General features: G+C 43.2%; 15 protein-coding genes and 1 pseudogene. 10 read left to right on the forward strand and 6 right to left on the reverse strand.

From position 1 onward, the window contains the following. The first annotated feature begins 11 nt into the window (after positions 1-11). The gene (gene guaD, locus A7325_RS12615; RefSeq protein WP_082894410.1) at positions 12-1,457 is read left to right on the forward strand and encodes a guanine deaminase; all 1,446 of its coding nucleotides are present in this window, start codon (positions 12-14) and stop codon (positions 1,455-1,457) included. A 98-nt stretch (positions 1,458-1,555) separates the two neighbouring features. On the opposite strand, the gene A7325_RS12620 is transcribed toward guaD, so the two are convergent. Beyond that, positions 1,556-2,728 carry a cupin domain-containing protein gene (locus tag A7325_RS12620; protein ID WP_068408761.1) on the reverse strand — a complete coding sequence of 391 codons (1,173 nt, stop codon included), beginning with the start codon at positions 2,726-2,728 and terminating at the stop codon, positions 1,556-1,558. Between the two features lie 152 nt (positions 2,729-2,880). Between A7325_RS12620 and A7325_RS12625 the strand changes: the two genes are divergently transcribed. Beyond that, positions 2,881-3,072 (forward strand): NF038104 family lipoprotein, encoded by a 192-nt coding sequence (locus tag A7325_RS12625; RefSeq protein WP_068408670.1) that lies wholly within the window; start codon positions 2,881-2,883, stop codon positions 3,070-3,072. Between the two features lie 145 nt (positions 3,073-3,217). Here the strand turns inward: A7325_RS12625 and purB are convergent, their stop codons facing one another. Then, positions 3,218-4,609 carry an adenylosuccinate lyase gene (purB, locus tag A7325_RS12630; RefSeq protein WP_068408672.1) on the reverse strand — a complete coding sequence of 464 codons (1,392 nt, stop codon included), beginning with the start codon at positions 4,607-4,609 and terminating at the stop codon, positions 3,218-3,220. A gap of 209 nt (positions 4,610-4,818) precedes the next feature. Here purB and A7325_RS13810 point away from each other — a divergent pair, with 209 nt between their 5' ends. Together A7325_RS13810 and A7325_RS12640 are read left to right on the forward strand one after the other, a co-directional pair. Next, the gene (locus A7325_RS13810; protein ID WP_156508558.1) at positions 4,819-5,175 is read left to right on the forward strand and encodes a hypothetical protein; all 357 of its coding nucleotides are present in this window, start codon (positions 4,819-4,821) and stop codon (positions 5,173-5,175) included. A 133-nt stretch (positions 5,176-5,308) separates the two neighbouring features. Next, a complete protein-coding gene (locus A7325_RS12640) occupies positions 5,309-6,082 on the forward strand; it encodes a hypothetical protein (protein WP_068408676.1) in 774 nt (257 codons plus the stop codon). Between the two features lie 10 nt (positions 6,083-6,092). Here the strand turns inward: A7325_RS12640 and mnmA are convergent, their stop codons facing one another. Then, a complete protein-coding gene (gene mnmA, locus A7325_RS12645; protein WP_068408677.1) occupies positions 6,093-7,319 on the reverse strand; it encodes a tRNA 2-thiouridine(34) synthase MnmA in 1,227 nt (408 codons plus the stop codon). Positions 7,320-7,608: 289 nt separating this feature from the next. On the opposite strand from mnmA, the pseudogene ispF reads away from it, so the two are divergent. From ispF to A7325_RS12675, 6 genes and pseudogenes are all read left to right on the forward strand, one after another. After that, positions 7,609-8,085 (forward strand): annotated as a pseudogene (gene ispF, locus A7325_RS12650) (2-C-methyl-D-erythritol 2,4-cyclodiphosphate synthase); the annotation flags it as partial. 217 nt (positions 8,086-8,302) lie between these two features. Further along, complete coding sequence (gene grxD / locus A7325_RS12655; RefSeq protein WP_068408679.1) at positions 8,303-8,653, forward strand: Grx4 family monothiol glutaredoxin; 351 nt, start codon at positions 8,303-8,305, stop codon at positions 8,651-8,653. A 201-nt stretch (positions 8,654-8,854) separates the two neighbouring features. Further along, on the forward strand, positions 8,855-9,403 hold the full coding sequence (locus A7325_RS12660) for a hypothetical protein (protein ID WP_068408763.1): 549 nt from the start codon (positions 8,855-8,857) through the stop codon (positions 9,401-9,403). Positions 9,404-9,661: 258 nt separating this feature from the next. Continuing rightward, the gene (gene mnmG / locus A7325_RS12665; protein ID WP_068408681.1) at positions 9,662-11,557 is read left to right on the forward strand and encodes a tRNA uridine-5-carboxymethylaminomethyl(34) synthesis enzyme MnmG; all 1,896 of its coding nucleotides are present in this window, start codon (positions 9,662-9,664) and stop codon (positions 11,555-11,557) included. Between the two features lie 203 nt (positions 11,558-11,760). Then, on the forward strand, positions 11,761-11,964 hold the full coding sequence (locus tag A7325_RS12670; RefSeq protein WP_068408683.1) for a ChaB family protein: 204 nt from the start codon (positions 11,761-11,763) through the stop codon (positions 11,962-11,964). 223 nt (positions 11,965-12,187) lie between these two features. Then, positions 12,188-13,147 (forward strand): AEC family transporter, encoded by a 960-nt coding sequence (locus A7325_RS12675; protein ID WP_068408685.1) that lies wholly within the window; start codon positions 12,188-12,190, stop codon positions 13,145-13,147. Positions 13,148-13,266: 119 nt separating this feature from the next. On the opposite strand, the gene A7325_RS13815 is transcribed toward A7325_RS12675, so the two are convergent. From A7325_RS13815 to A7325_RS12685, 3 genes are all read right to left on the reverse strand, one after another. Continuing rightward, complete coding sequence (locus tag A7325_RS13815) at positions 13,267-13,419, reverse strand: hypothetical protein (RefSeq protein ID WP_156508559.1); 153 nt, start codon at positions 13,417-13,419, stop codon at positions 13,267-13,269. 48 nt (positions 13,420-13,467) lie between these two features. Further along, on the reverse strand, positions 13,468-14,469 hold the full coding sequence (locus A7325_RS12680; RefSeq protein WP_068408687.1) for an LLM class flavin-dependent oxidoreductase: 1,002 nt from the start codon (positions 14,467-14,469) through the stop codon (positions 13,468-13,470). A gap of 328 nt (positions 14,470-14,797) precedes the next feature. Continuing rightward, on the reverse strand, positions 14,798-15,727 hold the full coding sequence (locus A7325_RS12685; protein ID WP_068408688.1) for a LysR substrate-binding domain-containing protein: 930 nt from the start codon (positions 15,725-15,727) through the stop codon (positions 14,798-14,800). Between the last annotated feature and the right edge of the window lie 308 nt (positions 15,728-16,035).

Consider the following 16,035-nt stretch of genomic DNA (forward strand, 5'->3'; position numbering starts at 1 on the left):
GAGACGCCTTTATGACCATACATATTTATCAAGCACGACTGCTGCATTATCTGACCGAAGACAATCTGGCTAAGAGAGAAAAAAGCACCAACAACAGTGATACAAACACAAATGATATACATGCCAATGATGCAACACTACCAGTGGTTGATAAAAACGTCATATTGCGCCCTGTAATCGCAGGCATTAATGTTTATCCTGAGTATATTGCCGAAGGTGCTTTGGTCGTCGATGATGTGAGTGGTCGCGTGCTAGATTATGGCAGTAAAAATGTGATCATGGCGCGATATGCCAGTAGTCACGCGCAAGAGGGCAAAGTGCCCGTAGAGATTCACGATTATCAAGACAAGCTTATCATGCCAGGCTTTATTGATACTCATGTCCACTATCCTCAGATAGATATGATTGCCGCTTTTGGTGAGCAATTGCTCGATTGGCTCAATAATTACACCTTTATCACCGAAGCCAATTTTAGTGACCCACAGGTTGCGCATGATACCTCAAAGTTCTTTTTAAACCAGCTACTTGCCAATGGTACGACCAGCGCTTTGGTGTTTTCGACCAGTCATCCTGAGTCGGTTGAAGCGTTTTTTGAAGAAAGTACTCGCCTAAATACGCGCATGATTACCGGTAATGTACTGATGGATCAAAATGCGCCCGAGAATTTGTGTGTACCGACTGAGCAAGGTATCCGTGATTCGCAAAATATCATTGATAAATGGCATGAGCGCGGGCGTCAACATGTGGCGATTACGCCAAGATTTGCCATCACCTCGACGCCAAAACAGCTGCAAATGACGGGCGAGTTATATCGCAGCTATGAGAGTGTATATCTGCAAACGCATCTGGCCGAAAACCTTACTGAAATTGCCTTTGTACGTGAGCTTTATCCCAAACATACGGGCTATCTCGACGTTTATCATGATTTGGGGTTACTGGGAAGGCGTACTACTTTAGCGCATGGTATTTATCTTGACACCCCAGAGTATGAGGTGCTACGTGATACTGGTACACAAATCGCCCATTGTCCAACGTCCAATTTGTTTTTGGGTAGTGGTCTGTTTGATTTGTCTAAGACTTTACGCTATACCGGTGTCAGTATCGCTACCGACGTCGGCGCCGGAACCAGTTTGTCGATGCTGACCACGTTATCGGAAGCTTATAAAGTGCAACAATTACAAAACAAACCGTTATCCTCGCATCAAGGCTTGTATCAGATTACTTTAGGTAACGCGCAGTCGCTATTATTAGACGATAAAATCGGTAATTTTATGCCAAATAAAGAAGCGGATTTTGTGATAATAGACATGGGCGCGACAGAGCTACTCGCGCGCCGAATGACGCAGACGAAATCACTCGATGAGCAGTTATTTGTGCTGATGATGCTTGGCGACGATAGAGTGATTGAAGAAACAGTCATTGCTGGCATGAGCCGTTATAAAAAAGGCGCGGTATAAAAAAGGGGTGACATAAAATAAGCTGACAAATAGCCAGCTTATTTCAAGGTGAATTTTTCAACAACACTCATAATTAGTGAGTGGTTATAGGTATTATATTACTCAGCGTAATCTAGCCACACCCAACCATTCTCTAACCATTCGCTCAAATCGTCTGGGTCAATACCCTTAACATCTTGAGTTTGTAAATGCTCACCATTGGTTAAACGCATTAGCACAGCGGCCGCTTCCGCATCCAAACCATCAAGGCGCTGACCGTTGGCATATAGCGTCACGCCATCATTGGTTTGGCTATACAGCAATCGATTGCTATAGTCGGCTTGTAATGTCGCGCCTTCTGATAGGGCCTGCATCAACTCATCAGTATCTAGCGTTTCTTCTGGCACCAGCGCATCATACTGGCGTTTACTAACCACTTCAGATACCGCTTGACGAATGATATCGTTGCCGCGCTCAGATTGCAGCATTTGTAAGAGCTGGTCTTTAATCGCCTCGATACTGCTTGCTGTCAATTCACCCGACGCTTGTAGTGCTTGTGGCAGTAACATGGGAATAAATAAATCGCTATCGTTGGTAGCAATATCAGCCAGACTATCAATAATTTGCATTAAGTTTGGACGACGACAGCCAAACGAAAAGGTTAGGCAATCATCTTGCGCGACGCCAAAGTGCGATAATTTCGGCGGTACATAAAGCACATCACCCGCTTCTAGTATTTCGTCAAAAATAATCTCGCCCATATCATCGAACAAGCGGATAGGCTCATCGGCGACAAACTCAGTGTTTTTATCACAAAATTTGCCGAGCTGCCAACGACGCTGACCATAGCCTTGCGCTAAAAACACATCGTAATCGTCATAATGCTTGCCGACTGAGCCGCCCTTTGGCGCATAAGACACCATGATATCGTCGCGTTGCCACTGCGGAATAAAGTCAAATGCTTGCCACAATTGCCCAAGCTCAGGCGACCATTGCTCTAAATTCTGCACCAGTACGGTCCATTGCTCTGGCAGATTGTCAAAATCGCTTTCAGTTAAGGGACTTTTTTTAAGTTGCCATTGCGCTAGGCCGTCTTGCTTAGTAGCGGCTTGAGTGAGCAGGCGTGCAGCCGCGTCTTCTTCAATAGCAAGGCCAAGCATATCGTCTGGCTCAAACATGCCAATTAGCTGCGGTAAGCCTTGTTTAATAAGGAGCGGTTTTTTTTGCCAATATTCGCTTAAAAACTGCTCAGGCGTGAGAGAGTCGGGCAAGCAAAGAGGAATTGTGGTCATTGATAAATCCATGTCTAAAAATGGGTATAAGAGAAATAACAAGAGATGCTTTATAGGAAAGTTTTAATGGTTTATGATTATCGCCTAGCTGATAGCGAGTATTACCGTATGAATAGTTGCTGTCAGAACACCTCATCAATCGTAGGAAGTTTATGAAAAAATTACATTTTATCGTTATTATCGCCAGCGTATTTTTATTACAAGCTTGTGTGCACAAGGTTGTGACCGTGCCAGCTAAAATCGCTTATAAAACCACCAAAGGCGTGGTCAAAGGTACTGTGGCGGTCGGTAAAGCTATCATACCGGGCGATAGTGATGACGATGATAAAAAAGATAAAAAATAAAACCTTACCCATTAACTAACTGTCTTTTAAGACAAGTAATAGTAGGTAAGGTTAATGTTTTTCTTAATATAAATGAATAGGCTGTCCTACTCATTTATATCTATTTCAAAATATGTCCGCTAGCTACTTTAAGCTTGATCAGAGATTAAAGCTTAGCAATCCAGTCTTTAATCGTGCGAGCTTGCTCAGCGGCATTACCAGTATAAGTCGCCGGCGTCAGCTCACGTAGGCGCGCTTTATCGCTATCTGAAACCGCAGATAATTCATCGCTTTCTACGAAAGTCAGCATGGCCTCACGTGTCATCGCATTGCCACGGGTCAAGGCTTTAAGTTTTTCGTACGGGTTTTCAACACGGTAACGACGCATGACCGTTTGAATCGGCTCAGCCAATACTTCTTGGGCATTATCTAAGTCGTCATTTAAACGCTGTGCATTCAATTCAAGTTTACCAACGCCTTTTAGGCACGCATCATAAGCAATCATACTTTGCGCCAGCCCAACACCGATATTACGCAGTACAGTCGAGTCTGATAAATCGCGCTGCATACGTGAAATTGGTAGTTTTTCACCCAAATGTGCAAGCATCGCGTTCGCCACGCCTAAGTTACCTTCTGAGTTTTCAAAATCAATTGGGTTGACCTTATGCGGCATAGTAGAAGAACCTACTTCACCGTCTTTTAGGCGCTGCTTAAAATAGCCTAAGCTAATATATTGCCAAATATCACGGTTAAAATCGATCAAGATAGTATTAAAGCGTCTGACCACATCAAACAACTCAGCGATATAATCGTGCGGCTCAATTTGCGTGGTGTACGGGTTAAAGGTCAATTCTAAACGCTCATTGATAAATTGCTCAGCATGAGTTTGCCAATCAATATTAGGATAGGCTGAGAAGTGCGCATTATAGTTACCAACAGCGCCATTGATTTTACCGAGTAGCTCTACTTGCCCAATTTGCTTGATTTGACGGGCTAAGCGATAAGCAACGTTTGCCATTTCTTTACCGAGCGTCGTTGGACTGGCCGTTTGACCGTGCGTGCGTGATAGCATTGGCTGGTCAGCATGAGTAATCGCCAAATCAACAATGCTATCGGTCACTTGCTGCATTTTTGCAACCACAATTTCGCGGCTGTCTTTTAGCATCAATGCGTATGACAAGTTATTGATATCTTCACTGGTACAAGCGAAATGAATAAACTCCAAGCTGTCTTCTAATTGTTGATTGCCGCGGAATTTATCTTTGATAAAGTATTCAACCGCTTTTACATCATGGTTGGTGGTCGCTTCGATATCTTTAATCGCTTGCGCGTCCGCTTCGCTAAAGTTATCAACGATGCTGTTTAAAAAGGCATTGGTATCGGCATCAAACGCTGCTAATTCACCAATTGCGCTATTATCTGCCAATGACTGCAACCAACGAATCTCGACGGTAACGCGGGCTTTAATCAGACCGAATTCAGATAGATAAGGACGCAAGCTGTCGGCTTTAGATGCGTAACGGCCATCGATTGGAGAGAGTGCGGTAAGTGGAGTCATGGACAAGCCTCATTTAACAGTAAATAAAATAGTAAATAAAATAGTAAATAACACATTACAAAAATTTTAGTGGCACAATTATAACCTGTTTATAAATAACAGTAGGTTAAAAAAGTAAATATCACATTACTAGAACAATGTTTACTTGGTAAATAACTAGTGATATATTGCTGGATTAATTCAAACTCATATCAAACTAGGAACAAACAATGAATAAGTTATTGGGCGTCTTATTATTAGGATCTACTTTGTTTTTAACTGCTTGTGGTGGTGATTCAGATAGTAGTGGTTCATCTTATACGGGTTCTAATTCAGCACCTGCGAATCCGAATACAAAACCTACAACTCCTCCTAAGCCTACTATTGCCAAATGTAAATCTGAAGGTAAAAATGTATATGTCCCTAGAGAAGGTACATGCACTTTCGCAATTCCTAATGTTAATGGCGGTAAAGAGAGCAGCTACGAATGTTCGGGCAATACTGTTACTTTAGGCTCTAAAATATCAGGAGGAATATCTGCTGGCAGCCTTAATTTTAATGGTTACATAGTTCAATGTGCTAAATAATATCTATCGGCTTAATAAGTCGATTTATTTTTAAAAGCATTCACACGGGTAGTGGATGCTTTTTTTATATTCTAAAAGTTATAATCAGAAGCCTTCAATTCAATCAATTTTAGTATTAAACCATCGATATCTTATGAAAGACAAAATCTTATTTATCTCATCTGTTCTTGTAGCCTTTTTATTTGGTATTTTTAGCACCTATTTGTATATGACCAAACAGCAAATGGATCGAGTTATTCAGACAAAACAACAAAACCCTATAAACATAAATAATCAAAATGGCTCTAATCAAACAAACAATACTTTAGTGGAATTAGAGGATTACGCAAATAATATAGCAACAGGAAAATTATTAGCTGATCCAAACGCAAAGATATCATCTCCCTCTATTAACGACTACTCACAGCAGCAAGCTTTAAGCATCGTTAATGATATGCCGGATTACGTCTTAGGTCAGTATGTTGACAAATTTATGGCAAAAGGCGCTAGTGATGTTATCTCAGACAAAAGACGGTTTGCCCAGCGAGCTGTCGAAGAGCTATATAAATCAAATGACAATCAACCCTTGGTAGGCGATGTCAAATTATCTTTAAATCAAGTAATACCGCCAACCTCTTTAGATACGTCAACCCTAAATAAAGATACTAAGCTATTTGCGCATTTGGACACAGATGGGAAGGTTCCTTCCAGCCCTTTTGTTTTCGTAAAATGGGTAAACAATCAAACAGGACAAGTGCTGTTATTTGAGAAAAAGAATATTATCGCCGGCACTAACCAGAATTGGGTAAGTTTTAAACCATATGATGGCTGGACGCCGGGAAGCTATGATATTCGCTTTTATCAATTTACCTCAGAGCTTCAGCCAATTGCTCAATTGACTTATAATGTTTACTCAGTAGTTGAGTAAGACCTAAGAATCAAAACCCACAAGGCGCATCGATGGCGGCAATCACACCGCCACCAAGACACACCTCATCGATATAAAATACCGCTGATTGACCAGGGGTAACGGCACGTTGCGGCTCATCAAATACCACACGGACTTCACTGCCGTCATCATTTAGCGTATAAACACGGCAAGCCTGATCGGGCTGACGATAGCGAGATTTTGCCATACAGCGTAAGCCTTCCGTGCTAAAAATATCGGCAGGCGGCAAGCCATCGACCCAGTCAAGCTTATAAGCTTGTAGCTCATTACTCATTAGCATCGGATGCTCATGACCTTGACCGACGATTAAACGGTTTTTAGCCAAATCTTTTGCCAGTACAAACCAAGGCTCTTCTGGACGGTCTTTGACGCCGCCGATACCGATGCCGCCGCGCTGACCTAAAGTATAATACATCAAGCCATCATGCTGACCTATCACATGACCGTCGTCAGTGACGATATCGCCTTTTTGTGCTGGCAAGTACTGTTGCAAAAAGTCTTTAAAACGACGCTCACCAATAAAACAAATACCAGTAGAATCTTTCTTTTTAGCCGTCGCCAAGTCATGTTCTTCAGCGATTTGACGCACGACTGGTTTTTCAAGCTCACCAACGGGGAATAGCGTTTTAGCGATTTTATCGCCGCCGACCGCATGTAAGAAGTAGCTTTGGTCTTTATTATTATCCAGTCCACACAAGAGCTGGGCGACGGTTTCGCCGTTGTTATTTTCATAGTTCACGCTGCGGCGCGTATAATGACCGGTGGCAATATAGTCAGCACCGAGAGTCAACGCATAATCTAAAAACGCTTTAAATTTGATTTCTTTATTGCATAAAATATCTGGATTTGGCGTGCGTCCGGCTTTGTACTCTGCTAAGAAATGCTCAAAAACGCGATCCCAATATTCCATTGCAAAGTTGGCGGTGTGCAGCTTGATACCGATTTTGTCACATACCGCTTGCGCATCTGCTAGGTCGTCCATCGCCGTACAGTATTCGGTGCCGTCATCTTCTTCCCAATTCTTCATAAACAGACCTTCCACTTTAAAGCCTGCTTGCTGGAGCAAAACGGCAGATACGGAAGAGTCGACGCCGCCTGACATACCGACGATGACATGCTTACTGCTAGGATTGTCAATATCGGCAAGCGTCAAAGGACGATGGATGCTAAAAGCGTCTGAAACGGGTAGACTTGCGGTGTTTGGCGTGGCTGACATAAAATTGCTCAACAATTTATACCTCATCCAAAGTGTGACATGACGCTATTCATCAATAAAACGACTAAGAGTGATAGACTCAGGCAACTGATGAGGTCATTTCGTTTTTTGGACGGGGTATTTTGGTCTGGGTATTGTGATAAAATAAGCGTCATATTATAGCAGTTAATCGTAAGCGGTGGCGAGCTATGCACGCTCATGTTGCCTAAAAGCGCTTTAGAAATTTAGATAGCGGTTCTAAATTATTTCAATCACCCTTCATTCACTTAGTAATTCACTTGGAATAATAATGATAAAAATTGGTCAAGGTATCGATGTCCATGCGTTTCATAATACGGGCGAGCAGCAGCAATATGTGATATTAGCAGGCGTGCCGATAGAGCATACCCATAGTTTGCTGGCGCATTCTGATGGCGATGTGGTGCTCCATGCGCTTGCTGACGCGCTGCTTGGTGCATTGGCACTTGGGGATATTGGGCAACATTTCCCAGATACCGATGCCGCGCACGCTGGTTTGGATTCGCGCGTACTACTCCGTTATGTGTATGGTAAAGTCCAAGCTGCCGGTTATACTTTAGGGAATGCTGATATTACTGTGATGTGTGAGCGCCCAAAATTGGCACCCTATAATTTGGCAATGCGCGAAAATATCGCCAGTGACTTGCAAACGACTGTGAGTAATGTCAGCATTAAAGCCACAACGACTGAAAAACTGGGCTTTACTGGTCGCCAAGAGGGCATTATGGCCAATGCCGTGGTATTATTGGTACCAAATATGACAATGTCTGACGACAATACGGCTAGCAATACTATTTCTGATGTTAACGTTTCAGATGCTAATATGCCTGATGTTTAATCCCAAATGGCTTAGTAGTCAGTGATGAGGGTTGCAATAAACGGCAATCGCCCCATGTAGCAGCCACAGGCCAAATTTAGCGTGACATATCTCTTTTTGATAATAGTTTTAATAAATAGGAGCTTTTATGAGTGAGCAAACCCCAAATACTGCTGCAAACGATGTTGAACAGCTGATTCGTGATCAAATCAAAGACAATAAAGTCATCCTTTATATGAAAGGCACACCGCAGTTTCCACAGTGTGGTTTTTCTGCCAAGTCGATTGAGGTTTTGACCCAAATTGGCCGCCCGTTTGCTTATGTTAATATTCTAGAAAACCCAGAAATTCGTGCTACGTTACCGAAGATTGCTAATTGGCCAACGTTTCCACAGTTATGGATCGATGGTGAATTGATGGGCGGTTCAGACATTATTTTGCAAATGTACCAATCAGGCGAGCTAAAACCTTTGGTTGAAGCCAATAGCCCAGCTGCTTAATGGTTAAGCGTTTTTATTGGGCAGTTGATAAGCCTCAATAAATCGTGTAGAAATTGTAGCAAAGTAAACCCGAATAGCCTTTCTTCATGAAGAGGAATGGCTATTCGGGTTTTTTATTGTCTATGCAATTTATTGTTTTTATCGCTTTTAGCCCCATATAGTGTCCAAGATAAATATATTTTGCCTAAAAGCGAGAGTTATATGAGTAATCACTTAGCAAACACGGAATTGCCAAACACAGAATTAACGGAGCAGCAAGAGGCGGCTGAACAAGCGGTTATCGAAAAACGCCGCGAGTATCTAAAAAACGAATCAACCCGTTTAATCGATATGGCGGGCAATGAGCCAAATTCTGCCCTTAAATGTATCCATCAGCTTAGCGTAGCAGGCGGCGCAACTGAAGCGACTTATATTGCCATTGAGCAGCGTATCGTCGCGGATCAAGATGCAGCTGGTGCTTATCATATGGCATTATTGGCACAAAACACCCCTGATTTACCCATTGATGCACGGCAACTTATTGAGATGGTTGTGCTAAAGGGTGATAACGCTCAGCGTTTAGCTTTGCTAAAAAACTTGCCATTGCCGCCTGTTGAGATGATTAAAGAGCAAATCTTGGCCAGCGATGATGGTGATGCTATTGGGCAGATGAATGCCTATTTGCAGATTAACCCAGAAGGTTATGGCAGCCACCATATGCTGGCAAGTGGGCAGTCCGACCGTATTGTACCGCTCAGCCCTGGTAAATAAATCCCACCTAGGTTCATCAAGCTTCTATTGATACGCCTTGATAGTTAATTGCAATAATAGTTAATTTGAATAGTTTTTCGTATAACGTTTTTTCAGCGGCAAAAAATTGTTATAATTACCGGCTATCTAACCTATCTTTAATGGCTCATCTGAGTCGTTATCTTTTTTTAAATTCGACTGACGTTTATTTACCGGCAGCCATGCTATTTAACCATAGCCTCTGGCTCACGGTTGCGTTGAGAGTCAAGTGAGGCATACATGCAATACCCAAAAAATTACGACGTGGTAGTGATCGGCGGCGGTCATGCTGGCACAGAAGCTGCTCTGGCGGCCGCACGTATGGGGGCGCAAACTTTACTTTTAACGCATAACATCGAGACGCTAGGGCAGATGAGCTGTAACCCTGCGATTGGTGGTATTGGTAAGTCGCATTTGGTACGTGAGATTGATGCGCTTGGCGGCGCGATGGCATTAGCGACGGACAAATCTGGCATCCAATTTCGGGTGTTAAATAGCCGTAAAGGTGCTGCCGTGCGTGCTACGCGTGCGCAAGCGGATCGCATCCTTTATAAAGCCGCTATTCGTCATACGTTAGAGAATCAGCCAAACCTTGATATATTCCAACAAGCAGCAGATGATATCTTAGTCGAAAATGGTCGCGCGACCGCTGTTGTGACGGCAACGGGGATTATTTTTAACACCCAAACTGTGGTGCTGACTTCAGGAACGTTTTTAGGCGGTGTCATTCATATTGGTTTGGAGAATTCAAAAGGGGGACGCGCAGGCGATCAGCCTTCTATCAAGCTTGCAGATCGTTTACGCGAATTGAAATTACCCGTTGGTCGCTTGAAGACCGGGACGCCAGCACGTATTGATGCGCGTAGCGTTGACTTTAGTGTCATGACGGTACAGCCAGGCGATACACCGCTGCCGGTGATGAGCTATATGGGCGATGTGTCCATGCATCCTGAACAGGTCAATTGCTATATCACTCATACCAATGCGCGTACCCATGACATTATCCGTGAAAACCTAGACCGCTCACCGATGTTTTCGGGCAAAATCGAAGGCGTAGGGCCGCGTTATTGTCCATCAATTGAAGACAAGATTCACCGTTTTGCCGATAAAGACAGTCATCAAATCTTTATTGAGCCAGAAGGTTTGACCACACATGAGCTATATCCAAACGGTATCTCAACCAGCTTGCCGTTTGATGTGCAATTAGACTTTATCCATAGTATGAAAGGTCTTGAGAACGCACACATCACGCGTCCAGGCTATGCGATTGAGTACGATTATTTTGATCCACAAAACCTAAAACCAACGCTTGAGACCAAATCAATCGATCGTTTGTACTTTGCTGGTCAAATCAATGGTACGACCGGTTACGAAGAAGCGGGCGTACAAGGTTTATTAGCCGGCACCAATGCGGCATTGGTCACCTGTGAAAATAGTGAATTTGATATTTGGACGCCGCGCCGCGATGAAGCGTATCTTGGCGTACTGGTCGATGACTTGATTACGCATGGTACCACTGAGCCATATCGTATGTTTACCAGCCGCGCCGAATATCGTTTGCTACTGCGTGAAGACAATGCTGATCAGCGTTTGACTGAGACTGGTCGCAAGCTTGGCTTGGTAGATGATGTGCGCTGGCAAGCCTATCAAGAAAAAATGGAAGCCATTGCTACCGAAACCTCGCGCCTTAAAGACATTTGGGCAACCCCTGTTAATGCTTTAGGTCAGCAAGTCACGGCGCAGACAGGCGAGGTGCTGTCTAAAGAATCGACTGCGTATGATTTATTAAAACGTCCGCAAATACATTTTACGGATATCGCGGCGATTACTGGTTCTGAGGTTGATAGCCAAGTCGGTGAGCAGATTGAGATTTCTGTTAAATACGCCGGCTACATTGACCGTCAGCAAGAAGATATCGATCAGATGAAGCGTTTGGAAAATACTGCCTTGCCAATGGATTTTGACTATAGTGTGGTGTCAGGATTGTCCAATGAGATTGTGCAAAAGCTGGCGCAAATTCGTCCTGCCACGCTTGCCCAAGCGGGACGTATCAGCGGAGTCACGCCTGCTGCCATTCAGCTATTGGCGATGACCGTCAAAAAACAAAAGAAAGCCCAAGCGGCGTTAAACTCATAATAATGGTTTAGCAAATCTTGAAGCTTTAACCTATGATTATAAAAGAAGCCCGTAATGACAAAGCGTTATGGGCTTTTTTATGGTAAATACCTTAACAATTTCAAAACAGTTTGCCGATGTAAAACTTGATAATTTAAGACGTGCTGGTTTAAAAAATAGAAAGCTTTAAAAATAATTAAAAGTGAATAACAAGGAGAAAATCTATGCCTTACGATAAATTGTCTGAATTACCCGATTCGGTAAAAGATAATCTGCCAAAGCATGCGCAAGAAATCTTTTTGGCCGCATTCAATAGCGCCAGTAAACAATATGACGATGAATCACGCTGGTTTGCTACCGCATGGGCCGCTGTCGAAAACAGTTATGAGAAAAACTCGGATGGCAAGTGGGTGAAAAAGTCTGATTAGGGCGTGTTTTCATTTTAAAAATTTAACCATTTTTAGCCCATTTAGATATACATCGATTGAATTGAGAACACACCCTCGTATTCAAATCAGCAATAGCGGCGTTATATACACTATAATAAAATAGCTTTCCGTTATCCAAGCTAACCCATTTTAAAATACCTACTCACCATTGCTGTTTATTTAACAATATAGCTTTGGATATATTCATAACCTGAGCTTATTTATGACCGCTGCTATTATTTTTGCCATTACCATCGTATTGCCCAACCTTGTTTTGATGGGGTTGGGTTTTTTTATGCAAAGGCGCGGCGAGGCAAGCCAAGCTTTTATCGATCAAGCATCCAGCTTTGTCTTTAATTACTGTTTGCCGTGCTTACTGTTTTTTAGCGTGGTTGATAGTGAGGTCGATTATGCCAAACAAATGACTTTAATCATTGCTGGTATTGTCGTGACCTTTATTTTGTTTATAGGCGCAGAAATTTATGCCAAGGCTTTTGTCGATAAGCCTGCCGACCAAGGGGTGTTTGTACAAGGTATCTTTCGCAGTAATATGGCGATTATCGGTCTGGCAACCGTCGCTAATGCCTACGGCGAGCAGGGTTTAAGTATTGGTGCCGTCTATATGGGGGTAGTGACGATATTATTTAATATCTTAGCGGTCATTACCTTAAGCCGGGTGTCTAAAAGCGCGGACGATACGTGGATCAGTCGCAGCATAATGATTGTCAAAAAACTGTTTACCAATCCGTTAATTATCGCCTTGGTCGCAGCTTTTGCTTATAAAGCCCTGCCGTTACCGCCTATTAGCGGGGTTATTCATACGACTGGCGACTTATTGGCAGCGGTGGCATTGCCGTTGGCACTGATTTGCGCGGGTGCAAGTATCGATTTAAAGTCGATGTTGCATCCATCTGGCCTGTCTATGCAAGCCAGTATTGGACGTATTGTGATTGCGCCTATAATCGCTATTGCAGTCGGATTGGGTTTTGGCTTATCAGGCGTGCATATGGGTGTGTTATTTTTGATGGTGGCGTCACCGACGGCGGCGGCCAGTTATGTGATGGCGAAAGCCATGGGCGGTAATGATATATTGGCGGCCAATATTTTAGCATTTACCACCGTGGTGGCAATGTTTGGTATGGCGATTGGCGCGGCGATATTACGCGGATTAGGGTGGATATAGCACCGATAATAATGCTAGGTATATGAGAAATGCTTTCGCTTTTAATAAAAATAAAAACAGTCGTTATAAAAAAGTCCCCTTTTTCAATTGGAAAAGGGGACTTTTAACATTTATTGTCGTTATCTCATATTGTCTTTATCATGCTTATTCACGCGGCGATGTTTGCGTTTAGGGCTAACACGATACGTCAAATAACCGCCAATAATCAAGACCACAATAAAAGCGACGATGTATAAAAATATTGATGAGCCGATAAAGGCAGAAGGTTCCATGACCATAATCTCCTTAAGGTTTATCAATAATTATGCAAGCGGCGCAAGTTATTGTAAAGTAAACAAGTTTAACTCAGATGTAAGTTCAAGTGAACGCAGACGCGCTGCTTGATCGTAAACGTTGGCAGTGACAATCAGCTCATCTGGTTGATACTTTGCGATAAATTCTGCCAGTTTTGGTTTGACCGTTTCGACAGAACCAACAAATGACACCGATAAAGCGTTGTCTACCATCATTTTTTCCGCCGGGCTCCAGATGTTATCCATATCATGAGTTGGCATTGGCATTTGTCCACGCTCACCGCGGCGCAAGCGGACAAAGCTTTGCTGTGCTGAAGTAAAGTGATAATGAGCAGTTGCGTCGTCGTCAGCCAGTAGCAGGTTAGCCGCCAGCATCACATAAGGCTTATCTAGATGCGCCGATGGTTTAAACTGTTCGCGATAGGCATTAATCGCTTGTGTCATCATCTGCGGCGCAAAATGCGAGGCAAAAACGTATGGTAGGCCTAAATGCGCCGCTAGAGTGGCACCAAAAAGTGACGAGCCCAATATCCAAATAGGAATGTTTGATTTCGCCCCTGGGAATGACTGCACAGGACTGTCATCGGTGCCATCACCTAAGAAATACATGAGCTCTTGGACGTCTTGCGGGAAACGATCAGCATCTTGCATTTGACGGCGCAGCGCCTGAAATGTTGCACCATCGGTACCTGGCGCGCGGCCTAAACCTAAATCGACACGGTCACCGTATAACGCCTGTAAGGTACCAAACTGCTCAGCGATGATAAGCGGTGCATGATTGGGCAGCATGACGCCACCAGCCCCGATGCGTATGCGCTTGGTTTGGCTACCGATGTGCGATAATAGCACCGATGTCGCTGCACTAGCGATACCCGGCATATTGTGATGCTCGGCCATCCAATAGCGGTTGAAACCAGATTTTTCTGCTTGCTGCGCGATAGCAACGGTTTGGGCAATGCCTTCAGCGATGGTTTTGCCTTCGGGTACGGGTGCTAAATCTAAAAATGATAATGGAATTGTGTTGCTCATGATTCACCTATTTTTAAGTTGTCGCCTTGTAACGACGTTTTTATAGTTAGTTTTTAAATATCAGGAATGAAAAGCAGGCTGATGATTCAATAGCTCATATGATGGGGCAGTTATAGAGAATATAAAGGTCAGCACTTAAGATAGTAACAAATCATAATAATTTGCGCCGTATATAAGAGCAAAAAAGCACCGCTATCTATTGAGAACGGTGCCGTTTGTATTTATGAGAAAAACGATGATTAAGCTAAGTGCTTGAAGTTATTACGAATTGCTTAAGCGCTGAGTTTTAAAAAGCTACTCCTTAAAAAGCTACTGGCTCAGTTAATAACTACTGACTAAATTGCTTTTGGCATAGCTCCATAAAGGCGCGTCCGTATTGACGGATTTCTGCATCATCACGTACCGCCATCCAACTGGTAAAACGCCCAAAATGATCGACAGGAATGGCGGTTAAATTATGATAATGGCTTGGCTCAAATGCCATTTCAGCGATAATACCAATACCCAATCCTAATCCAACATAAGTGCTAATCACATCGGCATCAAGGGCGGCGAGTACGATATCAGGCTCAAGGCCTGCATCGCTAAAGGTTTTATCAATCGCGCCGCGTCCCGTAAAGCCGCCGTGATAAGTCACAATCGGGTAGCTGGCAAGGGTTGGTAAATCAATCGATTCTAAACCCGCCAGCTCATGGTCGCTCGGTACAATAACCCGATGCGTCCAGTCGTAATAACGGTAGCAGCGTAGATAATCATTGTGCAACAAAGATTCGGTTGCAATGCCAATATCCGCCTGCCCACGAATAACCATCTGGGCGATGGTCTCGGGATCTGCTTGTTGCAGAATTAAATTGACCTTGGGAAAACGATCTTTAAATTCTTTGACCACTTTTGGCAATACATAACGCGCTTGCGTGTGCGTGGTCGCAATGGTCAGTGTGCCAATATTGGGATTATTAAAATCCAAACTGAGGTTTTCGATGGTCCGGATTTCAGCAAAGATAGATTCGATATGCGGCATGAGTGCCGTGCCCATGGTCGTCAGCCCTGTCAGGCGTTTGCCTTGGCGCACGAACACTTCGGTTTTAAGCTGGTTCTCAAGTGCCGCGATATGCTTTGATAGACTCGATTGGCTGGTATGCAGCACGGTAGCTGCTTGACTCAAATTATAGCCATTGATTACCGTATGCCACACTGTTTCCAACTGTTTGAGCTGGATTTGTAGATGCCGCTGATTGACCACTACGTCGATTGCCATCATTTAACCCTATATATAAATATACAAACCTCGTCTGTATATAAAAGTAAAAAACTACAAGTATTCAATAAGTCGCTAGTGTAAATCAAAGTTATTATTCTCGTATATAATAAATGGCTATGAATTTATACTAATTTGGAATATAGAGTAATTTATTTTTCTTAAATTGACAATAGATGTTTGAAGCAATAGACAACGAGAGAAAGATTGTTTTAATGTTTAGGTGAGCTACTGATACACGACGTTACCGTATTGAAATAAATGGTGTTGCCAAATGCTATGGTTATTAAGTTAATGCAAAAACATCT

The organism is Psychrobacter sp. SHUES1 (genome assembly GCF_001652315.1).
Taxonomy (GTDB): Bacteria; Pseudomonadota; Gammaproteobacteria; order Pseudomonadales; family Moraxellaceae; genus Psychrobacter; species Psychrobacter faecalis.